The sequence below is a fragment of the Chryseobacterium candidae genome, assembly GCF_004916905.1.
Lineage (GTDB): Bacteria > Bacteroidota > Bacteroidia > Flavobacteriales > Weeksellaceae > Chryseobacterium > Chryseobacterium candidae.
Genome location: NZ_SDLV01000031.1, coordinates 229,881 through 255,551, shown reverse-complemented (window position 1 = coordinate 255,551; position 25,671 = coordinate 229,881). Strand labels below are relative to the sequence as shown.

The 25,671-nt window shown below is 36.6% G+C and carries 25 protein-coding genes; 15 read left to right on the top strand and 10 right to left on the bottom strand.

What is annotated here, in order from left to right:
- Positions 1–6: 6 nt before the first annotated feature.
- Entirely contained in the window at positions 7–336 is a 330-nt protein-coding gene (locus EK417_RS16185) for a hypothetical protein (RefSeq protein WP_136522736.1), read from the bottom strand.
- 647 nt (positions 337–983) lie between these two features.
- Between EK417_RS16185 and EK417_RS16180 the strand changes: the two genes are divergently transcribed.
- The 3 genes from EK417_RS16180 to EK417_RS16170 all read left to right on the top strand — a co-directional run bounded on the left by EK417_RS16180 (position 984) and on the right by EK417_RS16170 (position 7,871).
- Complete coding sequence (locus EK417_RS16180) at positions 984–3,851, top strand: SusC/RagA family TonB-linked outer membrane protein (RefSeq protein WP_136522735.1); 2,868 nt, start codon at positions 984–986, stop codon at positions 3,849–3,851.
- Positions 3,852–3,958: 107 nt separating this feature from the next.
- On the top strand, positions 3,959–5,344 hold the full coding sequence (locus tag EK417_RS16175; protein WP_136522734.1) for a RagB/SusD family nutrient uptake outer membrane protein: 1,386 nt from the start codon (positions 3,959–3,961) through the stop codon (positions 5,342–5,344).
- Entirely contained in the window at positions 5,331–7,871 is a 2,541-nt protein-coding gene (locus tag EK417_RS16170) for an alpha/beta hydrolase family protein (RefSeq protein ID WP_136522733.1), read from the top strand. Before EK417_RS16175 ends, EK417_RS16170 begins: the two co-directional genes overlap by 14 nt.
- Positions 7,872–7,909: 38 nt before the next feature.
- On the opposite strand, the gene EK417_RS16165 is transcribed toward EK417_RS16170, so the two are convergent.
- The 4 genes from EK417_RS16165 to EK417_RS16155 are packed head-to-tail and all read right to left on the bottom strand — an operon-like array spanning position 7,910 to position 10,130.
- Positions 7,910–8,179 (bottom strand): DUF6520 family protein, encoded by a 270-nt coding sequence (locus EK417_RS16165; protein ID WP_136522732.1) that lies wholly within the window; start codon positions 8,177–8,179, stop codon positions 7,910–7,912.
- A 2-nt stretch (positions 8,180–8,181) separates the two neighbouring features.
- Positions 8,182–9,708, bottom strand: a complete 1,527-nt coding sequence (locus EK417_RS16160) for a MauE/DoxX family redox-associated membrane protein (RefSeq protein ID WP_136522731.1) — start codon at positions 9,706–9,708, stop codon at positions 8,182–8,184.
- A gap of 9 nt (positions 9,709–9,717) precedes the next feature.
- The gene (locus tag EK417_RS21170; RefSeq protein ID WP_168802012.1) at positions 9,718–9,885 is read right to left on the bottom strand and encodes a hypothetical protein; all 168 of its coding nucleotides are present in this window, start codon (positions 9,883–9,885) and stop codon (positions 9,718–9,720) included.
- A 17-nt stretch (positions 9,886–9,902) separates the two neighbouring features.
- Complete coding sequence (locus EK417_RS16155; RefSeq protein ID WP_136522730.1) at positions 9,903–10,130, bottom strand: hypothetical protein; 228 nt, start codon at positions 10,128–10,130, stop codon at positions 9,903–9,905.
- Positions 10,131–10,434: 304 nt separating this feature from the next.
- Between EK417_RS16155 and EK417_RS16150 the strand changes: the two genes are divergently transcribed.
- The 6 genes from EK417_RS16150 to EK417_RS16125 all read left to right on the top strand — a co-directional run bounded on the left by EK417_RS16150 (position 10,435) and on the right by EK417_RS16125 (position 14,964).
- The gene (locus EK417_RS16150) at positions 10,435–12,069 is read left to right on the top strand and encodes a helix-turn-helix domain-containing protein (protein WP_136522729.1); all 1,635 of its coding nucleotides are present in this window, start codon (positions 10,435–10,437) and stop codon (positions 12,067–12,069) included.
- Between the two features lie 199 nt (positions 12,070–12,268).
- On the top strand, positions 12,269–13,000 hold the full coding sequence (locus EK417_RS16145) for an RteC domain-containing protein (protein ID WP_228457954.1): 732 nt from the start codon (positions 12,269–12,271) through the stop codon (positions 12,998–13,000).
- A gap of 163 nt (positions 13,001–13,163) precedes the next feature.
- Entirely contained in the window at positions 13,164–13,424 is a 261-nt protein-coding gene (locus EK417_RS16140) for a helix-turn-helix domain-containing protein (RefSeq protein ID WP_136522727.1), read from the top strand.
- A 19-nt stretch (positions 13,425–13,443) separates the two neighbouring features.
- On the top strand, positions 13,444–13,983 hold the full coding sequence (locus EK417_RS16135; protein WP_136522726.1) for a hypothetical protein: 540 nt from the start codon (positions 13,444–13,446) through the stop codon (positions 13,981–13,983).
- A 19-nt stretch (positions 13,984–14,002) separates the two neighbouring features.
- Positions 14,003–14,254, top strand: coding sequence for a DUF3853 family protein (locus tag EK417_RS16130; protein ID WP_136522725.1), 252 nt, complete (start codon positions 14,003–14,005; stop codon positions 14,252–14,254).
- A gap of 2 nt (positions 14,255–14,256) precedes the next feature.
- A complete protein-coding gene (locus EK417_RS16125) occupies positions 14,257–14,964 on the top strand; it encodes a helix-turn-helix domain-containing protein (protein WP_136522724.1) in 708 nt (235 codons plus the stop codon).
- 181 nt (positions 14,965–15,145) lie between these two features.
- Here the strand turns inward: EK417_RS16125 and EK417_RS16120 are convergent, their stop codons facing one another.
- The 3 genes from EK417_RS16120 to EK417_RS16110 all read right to left on the bottom strand — a co-directional run bounded on the left by EK417_RS16120 (position 15,146) and on the right by EK417_RS16110 (position 17,345).
- Positions 15,146–15,322: a BF3379 family histone-like protein gene (locus tag EK417_RS16120; RefSeq protein WP_136522723.1), complete on the bottom strand. Its 177-nt coding sequence runs from the start codon at positions 15,320–15,322 to the stop codon at positions 15,146–15,148.
- Between the two features lie 367 nt (positions 15,323–15,689).
- Positions 15,690–16,637 (bottom strand): NUMOD4 domain-containing protein, encoded by a 948-nt coding sequence (locus tag EK417_RS16115; RefSeq protein WP_136522722.1) that lies wholly within the window; start codon positions 16,635–16,637, stop codon positions 15,690–15,692.
- Positions 16,638–16,706: 69 nt separating this feature from the next.
- Positions 16,707–17,345, bottom strand: a complete 639-nt coding sequence (locus EK417_RS16110) for an NUMOD4 domain-containing protein (protein ID WP_136522721.1) — start codon at positions 17,343–17,345, stop codon at positions 16,707–16,709.
- Positions 17,346–18,045: 700 nt separating this feature from the next.
- On the opposite strand from EK417_RS16110, the gene xrtF reads away from it, so the two are divergent.
- The 3 genes from xrtF to EK417_RS16095 all read left to right on the top strand — a co-directional run bounded on the left by xrtF (position 18,046) and on the right by EK417_RS16095 (position 19,727).
- On the top strand, positions 18,046–18,597 hold the full coding sequence (gene xrtF / locus EK417_RS16105) for an exosortase family protein XrtF (RefSeq protein ID WP_136522720.1): 552 nt from the start codon (positions 18,046–18,048) through the stop codon (positions 18,595–18,597).
- A 67-nt stretch (positions 18,598–18,664) separates the two neighbouring features.
- A complete protein-coding gene (locus EK417_RS16100; RefSeq protein ID WP_136522719.1) occupies positions 18,665–18,877 on the top strand; it encodes a hypothetical protein in 213 nt (70 codons plus the stop codon).
- Positions 18,878–18,929: 52 nt separating this feature from the next.
- Complete coding sequence (locus EK417_RS16095; RefSeq protein ID WP_136522718.1) at positions 18,930–19,727, top strand: GLPGLI family protein; 798 nt, start codon at positions 18,930–18,932, stop codon at positions 19,725–19,727.
- Between the two features lie 122 nt (positions 19,728–19,849).
- Here EK417_RS16095 and EK417_RS16090 read toward each other — a convergent pair whose 3' ends face one another.
- Positions 19,850–20,323, bottom strand: a complete 474-nt coding sequence (locus EK417_RS16090) for a PH domain-containing protein (protein WP_136522717.1) — start codon at positions 20,321–20,323, stop codon at positions 19,850–19,852.
- Positions 20,324–20,620: 297 nt separating this feature from the next.
- The gene (locus EK417_RS16085; protein WP_136522716.1) at positions 20,621–21,613 is read right to left on the bottom strand and encodes a PDDEXK nuclease domain-containing protein; all 993 of its coding nucleotides are present in this window, start codon (positions 21,611–21,613) and stop codon (positions 20,621–20,623) included.
- Positions 21,614–22,468: 855 nt separating this feature from the next.
- Here EK417_RS16085 and EK417_RS16080 point away from each other — a divergent pair.
- The 3 genes from EK417_RS16080 (at position 22,469) to EK417_RS16070 (ending at position 25,648) form a co-directional block, all read left to right on the top strand.
- Positions 22,469–22,819 (top strand): hypothetical protein, encoded by a 351-nt coding sequence (locus EK417_RS16080; protein ID WP_136522715.1) that lies wholly within the window; start codon positions 22,469–22,471, stop codon positions 22,817–22,819.
- A 24-nt stretch (positions 22,820–22,843) separates the two neighbouring features.
- On the top strand, positions 22,844–24,100 hold the full coding sequence (locus EK417_RS16075) for a phage tail-like protein (RefSeq protein WP_136522714.1): 1,257 nt from the start codon (positions 22,844–22,846) through the stop codon (positions 24,098–24,100).
- Positions 24,101–24,175: 75 nt separating this feature from the next.
- Complete coding sequence (locus tag EK417_RS16070) at positions 24,176–25,648, top strand: relaxase/mobilization nuclease domain-containing protein (RefSeq protein ID WP_317129514.1); 1,473 nt, start codon at positions 24,176–24,178, stop codon at positions 25,646–25,648.
- Positions 25,649–25,671 lie beyond the last annotated feature (23 nt).

Here is a 25,671-nt window from a genome sequence, read left to right as displayed (position 1 = left end):
AATTTACTAACTTTTTTTAAGCATTTCTTCTCTGAATTTACTAACATCTCTTTCCGAAAGCTTATCATAAATTTCAGCAAAATCAATCATTTTATAACCCATTGACTCAATAATAAGAACAATAGTTGCCATCGTTGACCTTTTCTTTCCGCTAAAAGCACCATTTACTGTAGCTTTGGTCAGTTCTGAATTAGAGTTTGCAGCTATTTTATCATAACTATTGACTATTTCCACACTACCATTCGATTTCGCTGAGGAATTCTTATTGTTACTTAGCATTTTACGCAAAGTAATTGCAGTTTTTATAATTATAATTTTTTCACTTTCTTTAATCATAAATGCAATTAAGCACATAATGAAAAATATTTTGGTGTAGTTTTGTATACCAAAATATTTTTTCTTATCTTTGTGAAAGAAGTTACTTAATTGTAATTTTGCGAAACTTCAAAAAATATTAGAAGCTATTCGCTTAGAATCTTGTATCAGAAAACTGGCACTTTTCATTTTACCACAAGACAATAAGCAGATTGCTCACGTTCTAAGCGTGGGCTCTCTTATTCGTGGTAAAGGGTATGCCAGTACCTCTGATACGGTAGGTAGAGTTCCACGCTGTTTTTTCAATGATGTCCGCCTTCTCTACATTTCTCTAAGCTGCTTTTACTATAAAGATTAGATAGGATACAATGGCAGCGCATCCATTGGAGCTTTACAGTTCACACTCGAGGTTAATTTCATTCATATTAATTCTTTATGATGTGTTTAGGTTGGAGGTTTTGTAATCTCCCAAAACCTCCTCCTAGACAATATTTAAAAACACAATGAAACCATAAAAGACCATCAAATGAAAATAAGCAGCACCTATTATAATGATACTTAGTTATCTTTTTGTTACAGAACAATAAGAAATAAAAAAGCCCTTTCCTTTAAAGTTTGCAGACCGTAGAGAAAGAGCTGTCGTTTAACGAATTAAACTTTTCAAATTTATGAAAAAATCCTATACCAGCATAGGGCACGTTTCATGTGTCCTTATGCTGACGGTAGCAGGCGTCTCTTTTCATGCACAGGTACAGAACAATTCTGATACTATTTCCCGAAAGAATACCCCTGAAGCTTCCGTAATCAGGGAAAAGACCGATACCTTATCCCCTTTAAATAAACCTCTTTCGGAAAAAGTAAGCAGCATTGAAGAAGTACTGCTAAATGCAGGATATTATAAGGTCAAAGATAAAGAACGCACCGGAAGCATAGCCAAAGTTTCAGCTAAGGATATCGAAAACCAGCCCGTTACCAATGTGCTATCCGCAGCTCAGGGAAGAATGTCAGGAGTAAGCATTACCCAGAACACCGGAACTCCCGGAGGCGGATTTGATATCCAGATCAGGGGAAAGAACAGTATCCGTCGTGAGGGCAATGAGCCTTTATATATTATAGACGGTGTTCCCCAGGCTTCCGAAACCCCTTCGTTGTATTCTAATAAGATCCTTCCGTGGTCCTCTATCAATCCCCTGAATGCTATCAATCCGAATGATATTGAGAGCTTTGAGATTTTAAAAGATGCTGATGCAACAGCCATTTACGGATCAAGAGGAGCCAACGGGGTGATCATTGTAACCACTAAAAGAGGAAATAAAGGACGATCTGAGCTCAAGCTTAATACCTCGTATTCCTTAAGCAGGATTACCAGGTCTATGGAAATGATGAACACGGAGCAGTACATCAGTATGCGCCGGCAGGCATTCCAGAATGATAATGTAGCCTATCCCGCTACCATGTATGACATCAACGGAACCTGGGACCAGATGAGGTACACCAACTGGCAGAAGGAACTGATCGGAAACATGGCAGATGCCTACAGCGTTCAACTGTTGATGAGTGGCGGCTCTGAAAACTTTTCTTACCAGATCAGCTATGGTCATAATGAGCAGACCACTGTTTTGCCGGCTGACTTCAAATATAAAACCAATAACATCAATGCCAATTTCAGCTATTTCACCCCTGACAGAAAACTGGAATTTAACCTGGTAAATACATTCTCTTTTCAGCAGAACAATGTGCAGAATGATGACCTTACGGTAAAGAGTATTATGCTGAGCCCCAATGCTCCGACGCTTTATACCGCAGACGGGAACATCAACTGGGAGAACGGAACCTTTAACAATCCGGTGGCTTCGCTTCTGAGCGAATATTCCAATAAGACCGCCTTTTTTAATAACGGCTTTAATGTGTCCTATAAGCTGTTTCCTTTCCTTTCATTAAAAATGAACGCCGGAATCAGCTATCAGAATTTCGAAGAACGCTCAATAAAGCCCCATACGATCAATAATCCTTCTTTTGGACAGACCAGCATGAATTCCACCTCTTCCCGGAATAACCAGGTGAACTTTTCCTATATCCTCGAACCCCAACTGGTGGGCGCTTACAAAACCGGAAATCACCAGTTTGAATTTTTACTCGGAGCAACCCTGCAGAAAACACAATCGGAGCAGGGAGCTATTCAGGGAAAAGGCTTTGAGAGCAATACTTTGATTGATAATATTGGAGCCGCCAGCGTAAAGACCATTTCTGATCAGGTTCGGAGCCAGTATAACTATACAGCCGTTTTTGCCTGCTTTAACTACCAGCTGAAAAAAAGATATATTGTGAACCTTACCGGAAGGCGCGACGGTTCCAGCCGTTTTGGAGCTAATAACCGTTTCGGAAACTTCGGAGCGGTAGGAGCAGCATGGCTTTTCTCAGAAGAGCCATTTCTGAAAGATATAAAATGGCTGAGCATGGGTAAACTCAGAGGAAGCATGGGAACTACAGGAAACGATAAGATAGGAGATTACCAATATCTCAATACCTATATTATTTCATCGGGTATCTACAACGGGCAGACTGGTTTAAATCCGGCGCGGCTTTATAACCCTAATTTCAGTTGGGAGAAGACTCTGAAAAAAGAATTGGCCCTGGAAGTAGGACTCTGGAACGGACGCTTTAATTTTTCAGGTGCCTATTATGAAAACACCTCTTCCAATCAGCTGGTAGGAATTCCCCTTCCAGCCACCACGGGCTTTCCTTCCGTACAATCCAATCTTCCGGCAAAGATCAGGAATACAGGCTGGGAATTTGATACCTCGGTTCAGGTTGTAAGAAAAGGAAAATTCAGGTATGAAACCTCTTTTAACCTGAGTATTCCCAAGAATACGCTTGTAGAATTTCCAAACCTCGAAGGTTCTACCTATTCCAATCAGTATATGATCGGATACCCTACGACTATTGCTAAGGTGTACCAGTATGAAGGCATAGACCCTGCCACCGGATTGTATAAGTTTACAGATTTCAATGGTGACGGTAAAATTACCTCCCCTGACGATAATAAGGCAGTAGAAAAACTGGGGGTCCGTTTTTTTGGCGGATGGTCAACTCAATTCAGGTGGGGAAACTGGTCAGCATCTTTCCTGTGGCAGTTTGTAAAACAGAGAAACTGGAATTACAACCGCCAGATGCTTCTGCCCGGAGCACTCAGCAATCAGCCTGTAGAAGTATTGGACGCATGGTCGCCATCTAACCCGGGAGGGAGCTATATGGAATATTCGGCAGGTTACAGTCCCCAGAAGCTTTCCCTGCACGGGTTCTTTCAGAACTCAACAGCGGTAATAAGTGATGCTTCCTATATCAGGCTGAAGAATGTACAGCTTAACTACCGCATTCCCATGCAAAAGCTGGGCATCAAAGAAGCTATGATCTATGTGCAGGGACAAAACCTTCTGACCATCACCAACTACTTTGGAATGGACCCGGAGTTTTATCTCGTAGGCTACCTTCCACCCCTAAAAACCTATTCCCTGGGATTCCAGGTGACTTTTTAACGATTAAGATGGATGATTAGTGATTAAGAATTAATGATAAAGATTTGGGATCATTAATGATTGAGATAATTGATGATTTTATATGTAATAACTTTTAGCAACTAACAATGAAAAATATTATAAACTCTATAATAGCGCTTCTTTTGATGCTTTATGCTGCTTTAAGCGCAGTATCGTGTGAGAAATTTATAGAAACAGATTTTCCGAACAACCAGCTGGCCACAGAACAGGTATTTGAAGATGAGAAAACCGCAGATGCGGCGCTCGCTGGACTGTACTCGGGACTATGGACCAGTTCCGTGATCAGTGGCACGACAGACGGTTCCGGTGCTTTACTCGGAAATTATACCGATGATATTACTTGCGTTTTCACCAGCGCCGGAAACGGCATCCTGGATATCTACCATAACCAGCCGCTGGCAACCAATGCTACCGTGAGCCAGGTTTGGACTACGGCTTATCAGCAGGTGTATATGGCCAACAGCATTATAGAAGGTGTGGAAAAATCCAAAAGCCTTTCGGTATCAGCAAAAAGCAGGATAAAGGGAGAGGCAATGCTGGTCCGCAGCCTTATTTACTATTACCTCTATCAGATGTATGGGGAGATTCCCTACACTACTACAACAGATTATGTCTATAACTCGACTTTAAGCAGAATACCTAAGAATGAATTCCTGCCAAGACTAGAAGCCGATATATCGGAAGCGGTGAACCTTCTGCCCTCAGCATACCGGAATGCAGAAAGGATTTATATTAATAAGGCAGCAGGCCTGGTTTTACAGGCAAAAATGAAAATGATGCTGGGAAGATGGCAGGAAACCGAAGCTTTATGCCAGACGATTATTCAGAATGCTGACTATGTTTTTCAAAATGACCCTTCTAAAGTATTTCAGAAAACAGGAAAGCATATTATCTGGCAGCTGAAACCTAAGAACAATACTGACCCGACAAGTGAAGCCGTGCTCTATAACTTTGTGGGTGCGCCTACTTCATTTATTTTGAATCCGGATCTTATAAGTTCTTTTTCAGCCACCGATCTTCGACGGCAAAACTATTTTACTCCGGTGTTATTTGGTTCACAGACCAATTATAAGCAGACCAAATATAAAATAACTACCGCTACCAATACGACAGAATATTCTATCATCTACAGGTTAGAGGATGTATGCCTGATGCTGGCAGAAGCTTTAACCATGCAGAACAAAACAACACAAGCAGTTCCTTTCATCAATCAGACAAGACAAAGGGCGGGGTTAACACCACTCAGTACTTCCATTTCACAGGCTCAGGCGATGGAAGAAATTAAAAATGAAAGAAGAAAAGAATTTTTTGCAGAACATGGAAGTCGGTTTATAGACCTGAAACGGTGGGGACAACTGGATCTCTTACAACCTGTAAAGCCTAACTGGAAAGCGACCAATCAATATCTGCCGTTGCCGCAGAAAGAAATGCTTTTGAATAGTCACTTAACACCACAAAATGATGGATATTAAGGCGTCACATATCGATTATATCACTTTCAAATCTTTCCTATGGCGAAATTTCTCTGTAGTAGTATGGATATTATGGATATTTCTTCTCATTATTATGCCACAAAACCTTTCTGCCCAGCGGTATGAGCATCTGGAAAAGCTGGTTAAGGATACCGAAGAAATGAAATTTCCCGAGGCTTCTGATAACGGTAAATGGCTGGCATGGTATATATTCTCTGTTGACGGGACAAAGAAGATGCTGCTGCAAAGAACAGGAGATAAAGACCACAGAACGGAAAGAAAAAATATTGATTTTATCATTTGGGTGGGAAACGATCTCGCGATACAGACAAAAGATACATTGGAGTATCTTTATCCCGAAACCGGAAAATTCCGTTTTTTTTATCATGTAAAAAAATGCATCTACAATAAACAGCAGCATGCCTTTATGGTGCTGTATACTGAAAAAGATGAAAGTAGGCTGGAAGTTTATGATACTGATCTTAGCCTTCGACAAAGTATTTCCGGTATTCAGCATATCTATTCTGAAGGGGATGAGACCATCGCCAGGAGAAAGACAGGTGATCTGATTGAAGCATTAATTTTAAAGAATGGAGTTTTTGAAACAATCTTTTCGACCCATGATGAGCTGAGCAATATTTTGCCTTCAGGAATGAAACAGAAAGGCTTTGTGATTCAGACCCGAAAGAAAGGCAAGACCAACCTCTATTATGTTTCTCAGGATAAAAAACAATATATTTTTGATGGAAGCAGTTACGCTGACTATGATCAGATGATGCTGAATCCTTCTCGTTCTGACAATAGTATTGCCCTTAAACTAGGAAAGAGAATTCTGCCAGCAAAAGGAATGGTTGATATCTGGTATGGGACGGACTTCGACCTTAAAAAGCATGCGAAGGTGGTAACCGAATTTATCCGGGTGGACTGGGAACCTGTAAGCGGTAAGCAGGTTCTGATGACCCGTTCCGGATATTTCGAGGAGACTGCTATCGGCCATTCACGCTACCTGATGTATGAGACTGATAAGCAGCAGGTGGATAAAATGGATAAAGCAGGAGGAAATAGCTTTGACAGGCTGTATTTGTGGAACGCGGTAACTGGTACCTATACCCTGATTACGGACCTGCGGAAACAGATGGTCATCTCACCATCCGGTCAGTACCTGCTGATTCAAAGGGAAAACAACTGGCAGCTGTACAATACGCTAACCCTGGTGATGGAAGATGTAAAGGTTTCTGCTGCTATGGTTCCTTATTTTATCTCCGGGAAAGAAGTTCTATGGGTAGGAGGAAATAGAATCTTAGAATATAATCTGACCACTCAGAAAAAAAAAGAAATATTTACTGCCAGCGATGATTCAGAAATCGAGCTGGTGGATTTTACAAGAATCAGTACGGAACTTGGATACGGTAGAGACTTCAGGACAACAGATATCAAAAAGAGCTTGCTTTTAAAAATAACGGATTCCAAGAACAGCTATACCAGCTATGCCTCATTAAAAAACAGCAGGCTGCAAATTATCCAACAACCGACCCCTGATGAGATCACCGAACTCAAAAGAATGAATGAGGATGAAAATTATTATTGGATCGAAGAAAACTATAATAAACGGCCAGGGCTCGTGGTAAAGAAAGGAAAAGAAGATTCAAAGGTGATGTATGTTTCAGAAGAGAATAATCAAAAATTTGAACAGGCAGAGCTGATTAAAATTTCTTACAAAGGCTCGGATGGAGAAACCATAAGTGGTGCCTTGTATATGCCGCTCGGGTATGACCGCTCAAAAAAATACCCAGTAGTTATCCATGTGTATGAGAAGCAGGATTATATGACCAAAAGATTTCTGCGACCTTCCTTCTCGAATCCAACCGGACTGAACATTCCATTATTGATGGAGGAAGGCTTTGCCGTACTGCTTGCTGATATCTCACAATCCGACAAAGGAGCAGGAATTTCAGCACTGGAAAGCATTAATAATGCCTTAGACGAATTGCAGAAAATCAGGAATGTGGATATGACAAAGATCGGGCTCATGGGGCAGTCTTTTGGCGGGTATGAAACCAACTTTATAGCGGGGCATTCAAACCGTTTTGCAGCCTATGTCTCCGGATCAGCAGTTTCTGATGTGGTAAGAACCTACTACGGCTATAATTATCATTTTAATGCTCCCGACTATTACAGATATGAAGGCCGCCAATATTGGTTTAAAGCTACACTGGCAGAAAATCCTGGAAAATACATTAAAAATAACCCGATAATGTTTGCCCAGAATGTCAGCGCACCCATGCTGTTGTGGACGGGGGCTGATGATGGAAATGTAAGCCCGGAAGGAACCAAATCGATGTTTATTGCTTTAAGGAAATACCGAAAACCCGTTATTGCCCTCTTTTATGATAAAGAAGGCCACAGTTTAAGCAGGGCAGAAGCTCAGAAAGACCTTACCCTGAAAATTCTGGATTGGTTTAATTATCATTTGAAAAATGAAAAAAATATCCCCTGGATACAGAAATACATAAAGGGTGCTCAATAAAGTGCACCCTTCTTTTAGTAATTAGTAATAGCTAACAGTTAAGGAATTCTGAATAATTCTGTTTCGCAACTGGATTCATACAGGTCATGGACACCAGAAGCGTCACTTACTGTACAGACAATACCAGTATTATCTGTCGTACAAAGCTGACTTGTCATGACACAAGGCTGTTCCGGATTTTCAAGATCAATTTTCCATCCAGGAATATCAGCTTTTTTAGTTTCTGATGCTACATTGGTAGCATACACGCTGCCTGCTCCGATTAACAGGATAGCCAATGGCAATGCGATTTTTCTCATTTTTTTCATTGTTATAAATTATTATTGGTGCCTACTCTTTGTAACAGGTTTTCGGCTTCCCCTGAAATGAAATGTTGAGTAATGTTTTGCGCAAAACGATATCTGATCAGTTCATTTTCTATCATTACATACAATTGGTTTCCATGTATGGTAAATTGTACACGTTGCTCCTTATTCCTGTTGGGAATACTGATACTGCCAAGGTATTTCTGCTCTTGAATAGAATAAAGATCAAGAATAATGGCTTTATTATCTCGGTCTTTTTCCAGCTTTCCCTTGCGGTCCGACTCCACAAACAGAACCCCTTTATAGGCAATCGACCTTTTGTTGACCACCAGGGGATTGTTAAGTTTTCTGCTGCCATCGGCTAAGTGGGAAAGACCTAGTCGCGGGATGCTGACGGTATCAATAGTTCTGAATACATGTTTTGGTTTCAGATTTCGATCAGTAACTACAAACTTGTTCTTATAATGGTAAACATAAATGACCTTACCTGTAAAAGAATCATAATTTAATTGCCCATCGGGTTCAAAAAATCCTTCTTTATGCTTTTCCAAAAGCTCTGGATTAAATCTTACAGAATCGTTGCTCCCTTTACTGATAATCCCCAGACTCTGAATCTGCTTTTTGCGGTGGAAAGCACCTATGACAAAATGATTATGGTCAATTCGTTTGATTTTCCTGAAATAAGTTTTTCCAATATTTTGCTCAGTGAGCTTATTGCTCCCGGTTGTTCCTTCAAAAATGATCGGGATTGTTCCGTCGTACAATGTGATAAGACCGTCTGTAATTTCAAACATGGGAGACCTGAAATTAATGTCTGTACGGCTGAGTTGCAGATTTCTTCGTTCCATTCCCGTAAAATTGGTAATCTTTGTGAGCGAGAACGGCGCTGTGTAATTCCCGAGATATAGGGTGTCGCCTGAAAAGCCTGCAAAATAATAGGAGTTCAGTTTTAAATCATACGTACCATTTTTAAGGATAGGATGCTGTAAAAATCTTCTTTGAAAACCATTATCTTTCTTAAGAATATATTCTGACTTTTGATACATGATGAGCATTCCGGTAATACAGAGCCCTGCTGTGATTAGGAGGCTGAAGAAGAGCTTCCCTTGTCTTTTCTGGTTTGCATACGTGTCTATACTAAGGGCAATTACAACAACCACGACGCATATTATGTTAAAAATGAGATGTGTTTGCCAATTTATTTTTTCAAGAATCCCACCGCAGGAACAGGGGATAAACTCACTATAATTGAGGATAAGATAAATGTAGATACTAAAGAGAAGCATCAGTATGTAGGAACCATACAATCCAATGAATCTCGTTTTATCAAATATCAAAAAGAAGCAGACCAAAAGTTCAAGGAAAAGTATTCCATAGGTAATTATTATAGCATAAGCACTTAACAATGGAGACTGCGCGATTTGAACCTGAAAGTTTTCAAAATCAAATATTTTGCTGATGGCTGCGTAGCAAAACAACAGGATAAAAAAATAAGCAATCCATATCGGAAATTGTGTCAGTTTCTTTTTCATATTAAAATTTTAACAATGGTATAACAATATCCAGCGTACTTTTACACCACAATAGTTAGGCATAGCAGATTTTTCATTTACCGTGATGGTAGTAGTAAGAGGTCCTACGGTTTTCCATATTCCGCTAACCGGGCAGTTGTTTCCTGATTCAATGATGAGTGGCAGCTGAGTTTCCATATTAGTCCGAAATTTGATTACTTATTGACTTTCCAGTTATCACGGTCTTTTGGCGGATCGGTCTCACCGATTTCCATTTCTTTTCCAAGTTGGGTACTGTCTACTTTTGAGACCATTCTTTCAGTCGTAAGAACAGGCATCTCCGGATAAGGAATCTGAGGAAGACTTTCTTCGCGACAGGATAAAATAATAAGAGAAAATAAAATTCCTGCAAAAATATGCAGCGTTACTATTTTGGTTTTCATGATTTTGGGATTAAAAAATTAACAATCCCGGCCGGTAGTTTTTTTAGAATTCTGAAAGCGAATTTAGAGCATGAATTTTTCGAAAAAAAAGATTTGTGGAGCCTATTTATAAATTTTTAGGAGCCTATTTATAAATAGGCTCCACATGTTTTGCATTTTAATTAACTGTAAATCATTGTTTTATGTTATGCTTGTTACATGCGGTTTCTAAAGTGTAGAAATAATTTTTTGCTTGGTTCATTTTGCTTAATTTTGAATCATATTTGTAATATTTTTAACATTATATTGTCAATTTATTTTTATTTTGAAAATAATATTCTGTTTTTTCGTGTTCTTTTGCTTTTTGGTTAATGGTCAGAAATATTCTGATTACAGGGTACGTTATGATAATTTTGAAGAAAACGATGAACGTGCCCTTGAATTTGTCAATGCCTATATTAAAGAAGCGAAAGCATTTAAAAATTATAAGGAGCTGACCCAGGCGTATCGGGATGCCGTCAGCTTTTCGAGAAATAAAAAAATTGAATACTCGGACAGTGCTGTATGGGCTGCTTCCCAAACAAGTTACCCCGATCTTATAGGGAATTCCTATCTTACAAAAGGAAGTGTTTACTATTTTACCTACAGAAAATATCAGAAGGCTCTTGATCAGTATCTGAGGGCTTGGCAATATTTAGATAAAAGTAAAGATCCCTATTTGCGTCATAAGAATATGTACCATATAGGAGTTGTCAAAAGTTATCTAGGATATTATGAAGAAGCCTTTACACTTTTTTCAAAGTGCCGTTCTTATTATAGAGATACAAGCGTTCCCGCAGATTTTCCCAATCTTCGATACAATATGAAGAAGGGATATCTGAACAGCCTTCATCAGATGGGTATCTGTTTGTTTTATCAATCAAAAATAAAAGAGGTTTCCGATCTTATTAATGAAGGATTGGAGGCTTCAGCCGAGGATAAAAATTTTTATATAGAAAGAAGCTATTTTTATAAGCTGAGCGGGATCCTAGACTACCTAAGAAAAAATGAAAGGGAGGCATTGTCGGATTTTAATATTGCTTTGGCAGGCATTGAAAAGAAAAGTGATTTTACCAATGCATCGCTGATCTATTTTTTAAAAGGTAAAATTCTATTAAGAAATCACAGGGAAAATGAGGGGATTAATTATTTAGAAAAAGTAGATAGTATATTTCTGAAACGAAATTTTGCACATCCTTCGGTAAGAGAAGCGTTTGAACTGCTTATCACACACTACAAAAATAAAAATGACAATAAGAAAGAATTGTATTATACCAAACAATTATTGCATTTTGACCGGGTGATGCATAATGATTTTAAATACCTTTCAGGAAAAATCACTAAAGAATATGATACCAGTGACTTGCTTACATCCAAAAAAAGATTGGAATCTTCAGCATTTTACGGATATATTGTAGCCGGGATTTCTTTCGGAGCTTTACTTTTACTTTCTGTGAGATATTTTAAAGTAAAAAAAAGAGTTAAAAAATACCAGATTGCTGGTGAGCAGACGTTAGGAAAAAATACGGTTTCAACTAAACTATCTAAGCTGCCCAGGATCCTTGCAGATGAAATATTGGATAAGCTCAAAATTATGGAACAAAACAAATTTTATTTAGAAAAAGGTCTTACTCAAAAAGACCTCGCGAAAAGGCTAAAAACGAATACTGCTTATTTATCGGCGGTTATAAATGAATATAAAGGAACAAGTTATAATACATATCTCAATAGCTTGCGGCTTGAGTATGTAATAGAAAAGCTAAGAACAAGTGCAGAATGGAGGAAGTATTCCGTTGATACGTTAGCTGATGAATGTGGATTTGCCAACAGACCCAAATTTTCTAAGTCTTTTATAGAATTAACAGGTGTAATGCCTTCGGAATATATTCAAAAAATCAATGATAAGTCTGGTGATTCATAATTTTATTGGGTTTCATGCTGTGTAATTTACCATTAAGCGTTTGTTATAATTCTTTAAAATTCATCTTATTATTTAAAATATGCATGCCAATTCGTTTTTTAAAAAGTGTAAGCGATTAGAGACTAGTTTAGGGAAAAAGCTTCAACAGATTAGTTTTGATCAAAAAAATATTCCTATTGATTTATATGAGAGATCATTGATGGAAATTGATTCTGTAATTAGAATCATAAAACAGGAGGTAAGTTTATATCAGTTTTCAACTGTTGCAGACGAAGTTTATTTCTTCAAGGAAATCAAGCCCGTTTTCATTTCGCAGTTTATTTATTTTTCAAAGCTTTTATCAATTGAGGCAGCCAAACCAAATGCAGGAGAGTTAAGCCTGAAAGAATATTTTGAATGCGAATTGGAAGTGTTGAAAAATTTTTATGAAAACCATACCGATTTTTACGAATATTATAGGCGTAAGGCTACCTATCTTGATCAAAAATATTTCGTCCGGAATCAGTTTGACCTGAAAACCAAAATAGAAGCCGGCCTTTATGATTATGACGAAAAATTTGCCACCTCACATGACCACCTTATTTCCCAAATTATGGCCAATGACCGACTGGAAAAATACCTTTTGAGATCTATTGCAGAAATTAATGTGTATGTATACGAAAAGATAACCGATAAATCCCCGCTCCAATGGTCGGCCTCAAAATCTGCTTTGGTAGAGCTTTTGTATGCGCTCCACAATACCCGTTCATTTAATGGCGGCAATATTGAGTTTAGTGAGATTATTAAATTTACCGAAAAATCACTCAATATTAACCTGGGAAACTTTTATAAGACACTTCATGAGATAAAAAGCAGGAAAACCAACCCTACTAAATTTCTTCAGCTGCTCAGTGACCATTTGAATCAATCATTCCAGGATGGTAATCAATAGGCATTTTTTCCTGTTTTTACACTATAAATCGAATTATTAGTGCTTTTTCAATAATTCCTTTATTGATGGAGAGTATATAAAAATCTTTCGGTAGTACCGAAGACCTACCGAAAGAAATCCGGCCTGATTTCGAAAATTTGTCAAACAAACAAATTTTGAAATCATGGCAATATCCATTATCACCAAAGAAGACCTTCAGCAATTTAAAATAGAGCTGTTGGAGGCAATTAGAGAAATACTTCAGACAAAAACGACGGAACAGAAACTATGGCTTCGAACTTCGGAGGTCAAAAAGCTTCTGAATATCTCTTCCGGGACCTTACAGAATTTGAGGATTAACGGAACCCTTTCTTATATGAAGATAGGGGGGATCTTGTATTATAACTACAAAGATATTGAGAAGCTGCTTACGGATTCTAAATAGTCACAGAAAACAGGAAATCATGAGTCAGACTAAAGATATCATCAATTTTTTTGCGCATGTGATTAAAGATAACCGGTTACATCCATCCCATATCAGTATTTATGTTGCACTTTTTCAATGCTGGAGCATGAACAGGTTTCAAAGCCCCTTTCGGGTTTATCGTGGTGAGGTCATGAGATTGGGTAAGGTAAAATCCCTTGGGACCTATCATAAGTGTATTAAAGAATTACATCTGGCAGGATTCATTATGTATTCCCCCAGTTACGACCCTTATATTGGAAGCCTGGTTGATATTGTTGACTTTGAGGAATCTGGAAGTTCTGTACATAAAGCATTCCGGGAGCAAAAATTATCAGTACAAAAAGAAAGCCTCTTTTCTGCACCTGAATTTCATGAAGTAGAATTGTATTTTAATGAACGTGATCTACCTTCTGTTCAGGCACATGAGTTTTATTCCTTTTATGATTCTCAGAATTGGAAATTAAGTGACGGGAAATTAATGAACAGCTGGCAGGCTGCTGCAAGGAATTGGATTTCTAAGGAAAACAAAGGTAGCTAAAATCAATAAAAGAAAGGAAATGAAAAAGATAGATCCGCAAACACCCCTTTGGAAGCTGACTGTCGAGGAATTTTTGGAAATTATCAAAAACCTCAATTCGGAAAACAGGCATGAATACGGACTGAAAGGATTAGCAAAAGTTCTGGGATGTTCCGTTTCAAAAGCTTCGGAAATAAAATCCTCAGGAATGTTGGATGAAGCCATTATCCAAAAGGGGAAAATTATCATCATTGATAAGCAAAAAGTACTGGAACTTTTTGCCAGGAAGTAGCAATGTATTATCAGGAGCTTATACAAAAGTTTTGGGAATCTGGTCCAAAAGCACAACTAAGTACCACTGCCGTTGCAATATACCTGTATTTGTTGAAATTGGCGAACGATAATAACGAATACGATGTTACTGTTTCCAATGTAGCAATTGCTGATACATTAGGAATAACGAGAAAAACGGTGAAATCTGCCAAAGAAGCGTTGCGGAACTCAGGGCTGGTTCGGTATGAAAGTAAAAATGGGTATTCCTGTTCTTACAGGATAGTTCTAGATTATCCTCTATCAACCCAAAAATATGAAAAGGATCAAAAGGTAAAAAGAAAAAATAACCCTCGGACTCCGGTCATAGACGGAAATAGAAATTTTTCATCGGTAGGCCTACCTGCCTTAAGTACTCCCAAAACTACAGAGCAGGAAGAGAAAGCATCCTTAGATAATAGTACGGCTAAATATTATAAAATAGCCAAAATACCAACTTTGAAAGAGTTTATGGACTACGCCTGTACGCTAAATGGCTATGAGATATCTATGAAGTCTTATATTAAGGAAAAATATGCGTTGTGGACCAATAATGATTGGTGCAATAATTTAGGAAAACCGATAACCAACTGGAAATCCACATTGAAAAATCTTTTGCCCTATATAAAAAACAGGACTGATAATGAAAAACTGTCTTTAGAGTCAATCCCCACTATCAAACCTCCAAAATGATCCTTATAAAGATATAAGCATTGATGTTTATTTGTTTTAGTTCCTCAAAAAGCGCAAAAATAAATTTCAACAATTACAATAATGAATGGTTTTGCCAAAGGATATAATGAGTAAATGGTTTATGAATGCTCATTATAGAGTTACAAAAATAAAGCTCCCTCCATCTAGAGGAAGCTTTTGACTATTTCTTGCTTTCTTCGACGGAAATTTTTCTAAAATCTTTTAGAAGCTTGGCTAATTCCAACGCTGCTTTTCTTGCTCTTGTTCCGGCTGCCTTATTTCCTTTTTCAAGCTGAAGGTTAGAGTCTGTTTTAAAAGTTTCAAATTCTGCGTTAATTTTTTCTAATAGTTCTTTCATAAAAATGATTTTAAGCCTGTAAATATAGAATAATATTGTTAATTTTTATTTTTTTAATTCCTGATAATCTGTATTCGTTATTCGTACAATAAAAAAGATTCACTATACTATAATAGCTAGCAAATTACCCCGTTACGCCCTTAATTAATTGTATTCTTAGCAAAGTCTGAAATTTTATATATATTTTTTGATATTACTTTAATTTTAGTAATACCTTTTTTGTAAGTTGATTCTGTTTAGAATCACTATATTTGAAATGAAAACTTTTCCAACAATCATCATTTTAGGTCTCCTTTACGAGGAGGCTTTTTTGCTGGATATGAAGATTATAAAATATTTTCTTTAGTGTCAAATAATGTATGTTGCCCTATTTTCGTAAGGATCCAGCAGAATGTAACGAGAGCTTTGAGAGCTGCATATCCCATATCGGCTCATTTTCATTGACCACCACAAGTGCTTTATTATTCAGATCGAATTCTTGTACAAAACAATAGTAAAGAAGCCGGGGAAGTATGTTTACATTTCTACTTTCCTTCTTATGCTCTCTAAATACCAGGTAAGAATACTCGTTTTCTTTCATAATGTTAATGGATACAATTTGTTCCTCTCCGTAAAAATGAGTGCCGACTCCCCATCCGCTCAAACGCTTCACCCTTCCTTTATTGGAAATTACATATTTACCTTCAAAGCCTGGTAATGGTTTCCATTCTTCCCCGGGAAGATTTTTAAGTGACAAATCCAAAATGGCAGGAGGACTATTTTTATCAATATAAGGCTTACCGAATCTTTCCCATAAAAGGTCATTAAAATTTTTTTTTGAATTCAGTATTGTCCGTATCTTAATTGGAGCTAATGCCTTTGATTCCTTAATCAGCTGCCTTTGATGATATAAAAAAAGCTTTGAGAGATCCATATCCCATAATGGCTTATTTTTATTGACAACAGCTAAAGACTTATTATTCAGATCGAATGTTTCAACAAAACAATAATAAAGCATACGGGCAATTGTGATACGAGGTCTTTTACCATTATGGTTTAGCAGGGCATAAATATAATAAGTGTCAGTATTTTTCAGCCGATTCATGTTAAGAGAAGTGATATGCTCATTCAAAAAAGTTTTAATCTTATTATCAGTCCAGGTATTGAGCCGTTTTATCCGCCCTTTATTAGAGATGGAAAATTGTTTTTCAAAGCCGGGTAATGGTTTCCACTCTTCCCCGGGAAGATCTTTAAGCGACAAATTCATACAGGCAGGCGGATTGTTTTGATCGATTTCAGGCTTTCCTAATTTTTTCCATAAAGCCTTGTTCAACAACTTATCCGATATTTCCTTTGCAGGAGGAAGTATGAAGTCTTCTTCAGATGGAGTATACCCCTTTAAAAATCATCGGAATCCTCCTGCTGTAAGCCCCTCTCTGTTTACTACAGTAAAGATATTCCTACTTCCTATACCAAGTATATTTTTGGCTTCGTTAATACTGTCGAAATCAGCTACAAAATCACCATCAACAGTATATTGGCTCACGGCTTGCTGGTAATCGCTTATATGATTTTTAGCCCTATCTGCCCAAAATCTTTTAAAATGTGCCTGACTAATGGATAGCTTCTCCAAATTCCTGCTGTGGATATGAAGCCTGTTATCATCTTTATAGGAAATAACAAGAGAACGGTCCTCGAGATCAAATTTTTCAACAAAATGATAATACACCAGTCGAGGTACGGAATTTCTATATTTTTTTCCTTCTGATGCAAGACAGCAGTGAACATTATAAAAATTACGATTGAGATAATTATTGGCAAATTTTGAGAATGTCAGTTTTATTATGATTTCAGGACGCTTCACCCGTTGCCCTTTCAATCCGATAACCCATCGCCCAAGGCTCTTTATCCGTCCGTAATTCGAAACTTCATAATTCTCAAAGTCTTTAATAGGTTTCCATTCCTCATTTGGAAGATTTTCTAAAGCCCAATTATACAGGACTTCTTTTACATACCGGTCTTCTAATTCAGGAGGTAATTTCATGAGTTGAAAATTTTTTTTCAAATTAATATACCTATTTTTTCAGCTTCTTCAACTAACAAAAATATAAAACTTTCAATAAAACCTGTTAATTTTTAGAATTCCGGTCTAGAATGTTGATGACAGTCTTAAGAAAATAAACTTCAAAATCACATGAGCAGAAGGAAAAATCCAATTATTCATTATTGTTTTAGATCATTCCAGGGTTAAAATAGTCACCTATTCAATTCATATATATAACTGTGGTTTTTCACTTTTTACTGTAGCAAATGTAGTACAGGTCGTTCACTCAAAAAAATCTTTTTGGGTTTCTACAAAAATTCTCTCCACTTCGTTCCAATAATTTTTACAGACACTCCTGAATCCTTCGGACAAAAAGATTTCGGAGCCTTCATTTCATTTTTCCATTCAGGTTTTAAGTGCCTGATCCTATACTATGGTCATTTAGCAAAGAAAAAGTCGGAACCTCAGTTATACGAATCAAACAGTCGCTCTTTAACATAAGAATAATCAAACAAAAAAAATAAATAATGCTTTTCCCATTGGAAAAGGTGAAAAGAAAGAAGCCGAGTGTCCTCGATACCGAATCAAATCACTATAATCGCCAAAACAAATTGTCTAGAATTTTAAAATAAAGTGTTAAAAAATCTTATATTTCATACTTACTGAAAATTTATATCTTAGCATATACAATTTTATTGAGATGTTAAAAGATTTTAAACCAACCTTATTTATTCTAGCCCGTTTTATACTAATTTATCTTATTTTACTAGCCATATATCAATACTTTCTTAATTATTATTCTGGAACTGGACTTGATCCATATTCAAAAATGATCACAGAACAAGTTCGATATATTCAAAATTACTTGGGATATCAAACACAATTGTATAATGATATAAAAAATGAACAAGTCTATTTTTATGTAAGAAATGATTATCCTACCAGAATGGTAGAAGGCTGTAATGCCATTTCTGTAATGATTCTTTTTATTGCTTTTGTTTTTGCTTTTTATAAAGGCTTAAAAATTTTTACTTTTATAATAATTAGTCTTATTTTACTATATATTCTGAATTTATTGAGAATCACAGGGTTAAATATTATAATGACGGATTATAAGGAATATGGCAAAATTGCTCACGATTTTATTTTTCCTTCTATAATTTATGGTGGCGTAGTAATATTATGGCTTATTTGGATTAAGCATTTTGTACTAAAAGATAAAGTTAGTAATGAGCTGAAAGACAAAATTTAACATAATAAAAAAAATACTTGTATAGTTGATTAAATTTATATATTTGTTATCTAATTTAAATTTTTTTATGATGAAAAAACTTTTTATTTTTGGCGCAATCGCCATCGGGACTTTAGCAAGTGCTTTCCCTTTTAGAACTTCTTGCGGTCAAGTTGTTAATGTTTCAGAAGGGATTACATTTCACACTGATGATACATTACAGGAGGCTTTGGCACAGTTAAACACAATGATTTGCCACACGCCTACAAAGCCTTCACAGATAGTCGTTTATACTCATTAAAAATTTTAAATGGTAGCACTAAGCTACCATTTTACTTTTAACTAATTTACATATGAAATATTATCTAATATTGTTTGTTATTATATACCCAAACTTATTTAGTCAAATAAAATTCAATGTCGATTATGAAGCTGATTACGAGTTAAATTACAGAGACATGAACACTCCTAATGCTTTAGTTGCTAAAACAACATTTGCATTGCTTCTTAATAAAAACGAGTCTTTTTTTAAGAATATGAATAAATATATATTAGACTCTTTGGTATATGAAAAAAAAATTTCTTATTCTGGAAATGCATACCAAGACATGAAAGTAACTGAAAAATATTATTCCGATTTCCCTGAGACCATTGGAACAACTTCTGCGAAAATGTATATAAGTCTCCCTATTTATAATAAGAATTTCAGATATGAAGAACCAAATGCTATAAATTGGCAACTATTTAATGAATTTAAAACGATCGGGAAATATAAGTGTCAAAAAGCAATAGCTAAAAAATACGGTAGAACTTGGATTGCATGGTTTGCCAAAGAAATACCTTTCCCATTTGGTCCTTACAAATTTAGTGGACTACCTGGGCTTATCTTAGAAGTTTCAGATGAAAGAAAGGATTATGTTTATACCATGTATAGTTTTAGAAAAAGGAAGTATACTTGCAATTCTGCTAACATGTATAAAGATTCCAAGTTAGTAGATAAGAAAAAAGTTTTTGATTTCAAACGAAAATCTATGCAAGATGTCAATAAATTCAAACAGATAATTGACGATCCTGAAATCATTAAAATAGTAACTAAAGAAGCTCCAAAAATGGCTAAATCATATAATCCAATAGAATTGAGCATTTACTAATAATAGCATCTAAAGCGCTGCAATCCCATTTCTAAAACATTGCCGAATGTTAGCCAATATGTTTTGAAAAAAGGTTGCGAGATTGATTTATAGCAATTAATTTCAAATTAATAAATTATTTTTTAATCGGATCGTTTTTGAGAATGAAGCAAAACATTCCTTAGCTCCATTGGATTTGCAATGAAATATGAGTGAGTCATTCCCCCAGTAGTAACAATTAAGCTTCCAAAATTTAACGTTTTACCTAAAAAGCTTTGGTGTAATTGCATTCCCTCGAGCTTATTTAATGAAAGATCGGAACGTGTTTTTCCTAATATCCCTGTGGTAAACGAAAGGTGATAATCCGTAATATAGATTTTGGTATTTTTATTTCGAATTATGGCGATGATCCCTTTTATAAAAAGAAAAATAAGAAACAGGGAAATAATGCCTATAAACCCTAACATAAATTTGTATCCGAGCAATAGAAAATAGAGAACTCCCACAGAACCGATTACTGTAAAGAAAACAGGAATAACATAGGAAATCCAGTGGACTCTTGCTTCATAATTTATAGATTCAGAAGATGTCTTGATATCAGTAAGTAAGTCTTTCATGGTCAAAGTTTTTCTTAAAATAAAATTATCCCAATTTAGTGAAAAATAATGAAAAACTATTGAGGATAACCTAAAATTTAGTTAAGAAAAAATCATGCGGCAAAAATGCAATTCCTTCTTTTGGTCGGAAACGCATTTTTGTGAGAAAATGGAGCAACCCCATTTAAAAACAATTCAAAAGCTGTTGCCTTATGTTTTTAAAAGAGGCTGTGGGTTTATATTAATGTTTTTTTTGCTAATCTTTGAAGAAGCTGATACAGAATTTATAATGTTTTTCAAATTCAAAATGTTAATGTATTAATCAATATTATCTAGTTCAAGCTTTACCCTATCTGCCTCAATCAGTTGTTTTAGCTCATTTTCATCGGGTAGGTATGTCCTATATTTACTTGCAAAAAGCTTTTTATTTTCGGACAGTACTGAATATTTTACAACTGTTTCATCTTTTTCCGTACACAGAATGATTCCGATGGTAGGGTTATCGTCAGCATTCTTTTTCAGGTCATTGTACATTCTCACATACATATCCATCTGGCCAATAGCTTCATGGGTAAGTTTATGAGTTTTCAAATCTACCAGAATAAAACATTTGAGATAATAATTATAAAATACAAGGTCAATGAAAAAATCAGAGGTATCAGTCACAATATGCTGCTGTCTTGCTACAAAAGCAAACCCTTTTCCAAGTTCCATAAGAAACTGCTGAAGATGAGAAATAAGAGCCGACTCTATTTGGGTTTCTGTCTGGGAGTTATCCGATGGAAGCCCTAAAAATTCAAAAATATAAGGGTCTTTAATAAAGTGTGAAGTTTCTCTACTGTCACTTTCCGGAAATTTCAAGAGTCTTCCCAAGTATTGACTATCGATGTTTCGTTGTAGCGTCCGTGTATTCCAGTTTCCTTCAATGGAATGGAGCATATATTGTAATCTGTGTTCAGGGTTTTCAATCCGGCTGATGATCCTGTAATGTGTCCAGCTTAATTCGGTACGCACTGCGTTCCAAATTGGAAATGAATTGAAGAAGGCTCTCATATTATTAAGATTCCGTTCATTAAACCCTTTCCCAAATTCCAGAGTCAGCTGATAGGCGAGGTTTTTCAGTATAGACTTTCCATATTGGGCACGGCTTTGTCCATTTTGTTCCTCTTCAATAATCAGCTTACCAATTTCCCAGTACATTTTTAATACTATTGCATTAGTATTTCTGTAAACCACAGATTTTGCATCAATAATAATTTGTGCAATCGAATTGTATAAAGTCTTACTGGAGTTTTGAGGTTTTTCTGCCATGTTTCAAAGATACAAAACTTGTTTTTTCAATTCCATATTAATTAATGGACTCTTGCAGACTTTATAAAAACTTTTTTCGGTATTCATAGTTTTCCAATAGTGCAAGTACTGCTTGCACAAATCACATGATATTATTCCTTACCTGAGTGTAAAATAGTAACAGGCTAAAGCTGAACCTGCGTAAAAATTACTCATGTTTTTTCCTAACCTGAGTAAATTTTACCCATCTTATTGCAAGACAGTGTATAAAATGTATCAGGTTAGCTTCTTACCCTGAGTAAAATTGATACAGGTTAGTGTATTCTCTGTACTTCGATATTTGCAATGTTTTTTCTTTTAACAGCAAAAACCATATAAATAAAATCAATGTTTTGATTACTAGTGATTTATGGTTTATCGTGGACGCTTTTCAGAACTCTGAAAAAAGCGGGCGACTTTACATAGCAAGATGTGTCTTTGTACGTACAAACTTTTCAAGTTATACCTACAAAGACGATCTTGCCTTTTTTTGCAAAAAGGAGAAAAAACTGCGGAACTTGTTTTTTTGTTTCGGAGAAAATTAGGAGCAATATTCCAGATTAGTCCAGTATATTCTTTTTTAATCTCCACATATTCCAGATGATTCCAGCATGTTCTTATTTAGCCCACGCTCGATGAATACTATTGTTTTCGCGATTTTTATGCCCCAATTTTGCAGAAGAAATTTTAATCAGAAAGCAAAATGAAAACACAGATTTATTTTTCTGTTATTTATCAGAGAGGAAATATTAACCCTTACTTGCCAAGAAGCGCAGAGCTGTTTAAATCGGAAAGCTTCACTGAGTTATTACTTTAGGAAAAATTAAAAATAGAAAAATGGAAAAGGAGGTAAGGATTTACATACGAATCCAAAAATCCAGAAAAGAGAACTGGAAGAAAATCTGCTCAGAAAAGCAGATCTCCTTGTCCAGCCTGATTATCCATTCGGTTGAAAAGAGAATTCTGGATGATGAGAGGCGGAAAGTTTTAAATTTCATTGAAGAACAGGACAACATTTTTGTGAGGATAGAAACGAACATCAATCAGCTGGCTCGGCATGTCAATACAATGAAAGCCATAACCCCTTCGGATGTAGACTATTTCAACAGGCAGTTGAATCATATTATTGAGTTAAAAAAAGAACAGAATAGCATTTTTAAAAAGATCTATTCCATGATTGGAAAATAAAACAAACAGTAAAAATCTAATAATATGCAGAAATTAATATATAATCTCGCAGGATTATTTTTCCTACTTCTAGCAACCGGAAATATTCAAGGGCAGGTCGGTGTCAATACCACCAGCCCAGCAGCAACCCTTGATGTTATCGGTAATACGGATAAAGGCAAAGCATTGGATGGCATTATTGCTCCAAGAGTGAAAGGAAGCGAGTTGGCTACCTATACGTACACAACTTTGCAAAAAGGGGCATTGGTCTACGTAACCGAAGCGGCGCCGGTACTTTCCGGTCAGGTTGTCCATATCAAAAGTCCTAATACCTATTATTATTTCAACGGTTCGGTATGGGAGCCGCTTTATGGGAGCTTATATGATGTAGTTGAAAGAGGAAACTTTGCCCCGAGATATATTTCGTTTACGGGAAGCTCCATCACAAAGCAAGGTACAACAGATGCTGCCTTAGGAATGAATCCGCAGACCTATTCGATGTATTTTGGAAATATGAACCAGATGCACACGGGAACGTATAATCTTTCTTACGGCTACCGAGCCCTGCAGAAGCTCTCCACTGCTTCAGGGAATGTCGCCTTTGGAAGCTACAGTTTGAATGGAGTAACAACCGGAGCATACAATACCTTTATCGGCCATATTTCGGGATATGATCTTTCCAATGCCGGAAAAATTATTACGCGAAATGTGAACGTAGGACTTGGAAATGCAACCCTGGCAAAACTGACTTCCGGATATAAGAATATAGCAATAGGCCAGTCGGCCCTGAACAGTTTGAATACCGGAAGCTATAATACCATTATAGGCCAGTCTTCGGGACAGTTTATTACGACTGAAAGCAAAAATGTGATGCTCGGGGCGCAGGCCGGAGGCTATATCCGGGGAGAAAACAATGTATTTATCGGAACAGGAGCCGGGCACAGCAATACGGTAAATACTGTAGAAACAGTGAACAACAGGCTGGTCATACACAGCAATGCAAGCCTGGTTCCTTCCGAAGCTATCGGAACAGAGAACATCGTTGATCTGAGCGCTTCCTGGACCAATGGTTTGATTATTGGTGACTTTGCTGAGCGATGGCTCAAGATCAATGGGACACTGAATCTCAATCCTACCTATCATATGGTACCGCAATCAGATACTTCTCATACCCTGAAAGTCGTTGCAAGACCGGATGGCAAACTGGGTTTAATTAACGATAATCTGGCGGCCTTCATATCCATTCTCGAAACAGCAACCCCGGCACAAAAAATACAGATCAAACAAATTTTAGGCATATAAAATAAGAGCAGAAAACTTTCAAGTATAATCCGTAAGTAGGCGGTTAACATAACCATAAAATTGGTCATAAAAATTATGGAACCTGCGGGTTCCAACTTTCCCGGAGTACAGTATAATGATAAAAAGATAGAGAAGGGGAGTGGTGAGCTGATGCTGATGAAAAATTTTCCCTCATTTATTAACGAGGATAGCAACCAGCAAGAGGTGCGGGAATATTTAAAATCCGTATCAAATAATGAAAGGGTAAAAAAGCCTCAGTTCCACGCCGTGATTTCCACCAAGTTCCGGGAGCATACCAAAGAAGAGCTTACCAGTATCGCAGAAAATTTTATGGATGAGCTGGGTTATGGAAAACAGCCCTTTATTGTGGTGTTCCATAATGATACGGAAAATAACCATACACACATTGTTTCCACCCGTGTCAGTAAACAGACTGGAAAGAAAATTAATGACAGTTATGAAAAGCTTAAGGCACAGCAGGCATTAAGCCGTACCATGGAAAAGCTGTATGGATTAAGTACACAGGGGCAAATAGAAAAATTATTGGGCTACCGATATGGTTCTATTAAACAACTTGAACTGCTTTTAGAAAGAAACGGATTCCGGCTTTCTCCCAATAGGAATGATGAGGGTGCTTTAGATATACTAAAAAACGGAGCCTGGGAAAAAACCATTAACGCCGCCGAGCTCAACTTCAGCAGTCAAAAAAAAGATTCCAGGGCATGGCAGTTAAAAAAGATTCTCTTAAAATACAAAGAACTGTATTCATGCAAGGTATTCAGGATTGAAGACCGCAGGGCTGGGGAAGGTATGCTGCCTGAAGAAAAGCAAAACGAGAACCGGAAGCCGAAAATTGAATTTGAGAGTGAGCTTCAGAAAAAATTGAGGGATGTTTTCGGGATTGATATTGTATTCCATACTTCTGACAAAGTAAAAACTGCTGTAGATCTCAAACCTTTTGGATATACGTTAATTGACCATAAGACCGGATCAATATATAAAGGAAGCGAGATTATGAAAATGAACGAGCTGTTTGAGTTCACTTCCGATGTCATTGACAAAAGGCTTTTTGAAAGCTTAAAGGATTACAATATAGCAGATGAAGCTTCTAAGCAAGTTATGCTAGAGTATTTGAAACGCCAGAATCCTGACCATATACCAAAAGATTTTATGCTTTTTGAAACTAAAAAAAGAAAAAATAAAGAAATATTTGGCGCTGTCAGGAGTGAGGTAAAGCAATATCTCAGAACACAGAACGTAAAAGATGTTCACATTATAAAGTCCGAAGACGGTAAATTTTATGCGATACACTCAAAACTACACTATGTAGGAAAGCTGGAACAGCTGATCGGCGAAAAAGACTATCAAAGATTCCTGAATCCGGCTGAAAAAGGGCAACAGGTTTCAGAAACCCAAAATGAAAGACTTGCAAAAGAACTGAACCGAAGCATCAATGATCTGATTTTTCAATTCAGCATATCATCAGGAGGATCAGAAAAAGACCCCGGAGAAGAGGAGCGTAAGAAAAGAAGAAAAAAGAGAAAATAGAGCCAATGGCTATCAGTTGATCG

Bases quoted from the DNA above. Each gene is read 5' to 3' on its own strand.
- EK417_RS16185 (WP_136522736.1), bottom strand. From the start codon at position 336: ATGATTAAAGAAAGTGAAAAAATTATAATTATAAAAACTGCAATTACT.
- EK417_RS16155 (WP_136522730.1), bottom strand. From the start codon at position 10,130: ATGAAAACCAAAATAGTAACGCTGCATATTTTTGCAGGAATTTTATTT.
- EK417_RS16145 (WP_228457954.1), top strand. From the start codon at position 12,269: ATGGAAATTGATTCTGTAATTAGAATCATAAAACAGGAGGTAAGTTTA.
- EK417_RS16085 (WP_136522716.1), bottom strand. From the start codon at position 21,613: ATGGCAGAAAAACCTCAAAACTCCAGTAAGACTTTATACAATTCGATT.
- EK417_RS16075 (WP_136522714.1), top strand. From the start codon at position 22,844: ATGCAGAAATTAATATATAATCTCGCAGGATTATTTTTCCTACTTCTA.
- EK417_RS16070 (WP_317129514.1), top strand. From the start codon at position 24,176: ATGGAACCTGCGGGTTCCAACTTTCCCGGAGTACAGTATAATGATAAA.
- EK417_RS16090 (WP_136522717.1), bottom strand. From the start codon at position 20,323: ATGAAAGACTTACTTACTGATATCAAGACATCTTCTGAATCTATAAAT.
- EK417_RS16170 (WP_136522733.1), top strand. From the start codon at position 5,331: ATGATGGATATTAAGGCGTCACATATCGATTATATCACTTTCAAATCT.
- EK417_RS16120 (WP_136522723.1), bottom strand. From the start codon at position 15,322: ATGAAAGAACTATTAGAAAAAATTAACGCAGAATTTGAAACTTTTAAA.
- EK417_RS16125 (WP_136522724.1), top strand. From the start codon at position 14,257: ATGTATTATCAGGAGCTTATACAAAAGTTTTGGGAATCTGGTCCAAAA.
- EK417_RS16100 (WP_136522719.1), top strand. From the start codon at position 18,665: ATGATGAAAAAACTTTTTATTTTTGGCGCAATCGCCATCGGGACTTTA.
- EK417_RS16180 (WP_136522735.1), top strand. From the start codon at position 984: ATGAAAAAATCCTATACCAGCATAGGGCACGTTTCATGTGTCCTTATG.
- EK417_RS16160 (WP_136522731.1), bottom strand. From the start codon at position 9,708: ATGAAAAAGAAACTGACACAATTTCCGATATGGATTGCTTATTTTTTT.
- EK417_RS21170 (WP_168802012.1), bottom strand. From the start codon at position 9,885: ATGGAAACTCAGCTGCCACTCATCATTGAATCAGGAAACAACTGCCCG.
- xrtF (WP_136522720.1), top strand. From the start codon at position 18,046: ATGTTAAAAGATTTTAAACCAACCTTATTTATTCTAGCCCGTTTTATA.
- EK417_RS16110 (WP_136522721.1), bottom strand. From the start codon at position 17,345: ATGAAATTACCTCCTGAATTAGAAGACCGGTATGTAAAAGAAGTCCTG.
- EK417_RS16165 (WP_136522732.1), bottom strand. From the start codon at position 8,179: ATGAAAAAAATGAGAAAAATCGCATTGCCATTGGCTATCCTGTTAATC.
- EK417_RS16080 (WP_136522715.1), top strand. From the start codon at position 22,469: ATGGAAAAGGAGGTAAGGATTTACATACGAATCCAAAAATCCAGAAAA.
- EK417_RS16130 (WP_136522725.1), top strand. From the start codon at position 14,003: ATGAAAAAGATAGATCCGCAAACACCCCTTTGGAAGCTGACTGTCGAG.
- EK417_RS16095 (WP_136522718.1), top strand. From the start codon at position 18,930: ATGAAATATTATCTAATATTGTTTGTTATTATATACCCAAACTTATTT.
- EK417_RS16140 (WP_136522727.1), top strand. From the start codon at position 13,164: ATGGCAATATCCATTATCACCAAAGAAGACCTTCAGCAATTTAAAATA.
- EK417_RS16175 (WP_136522734.1), top strand. From the start codon at position 3,959: ATGAAAAATATTATAAACTCTATAATAGCGCTTCTTTTGATGCTTTAT.
- EK417_RS16135 (WP_136522726.1), top strand. From the start codon at position 13,444: ATGAGTCAGACTAAAGATATCATCAATTTTTTTGCGCATGTGATTAAA.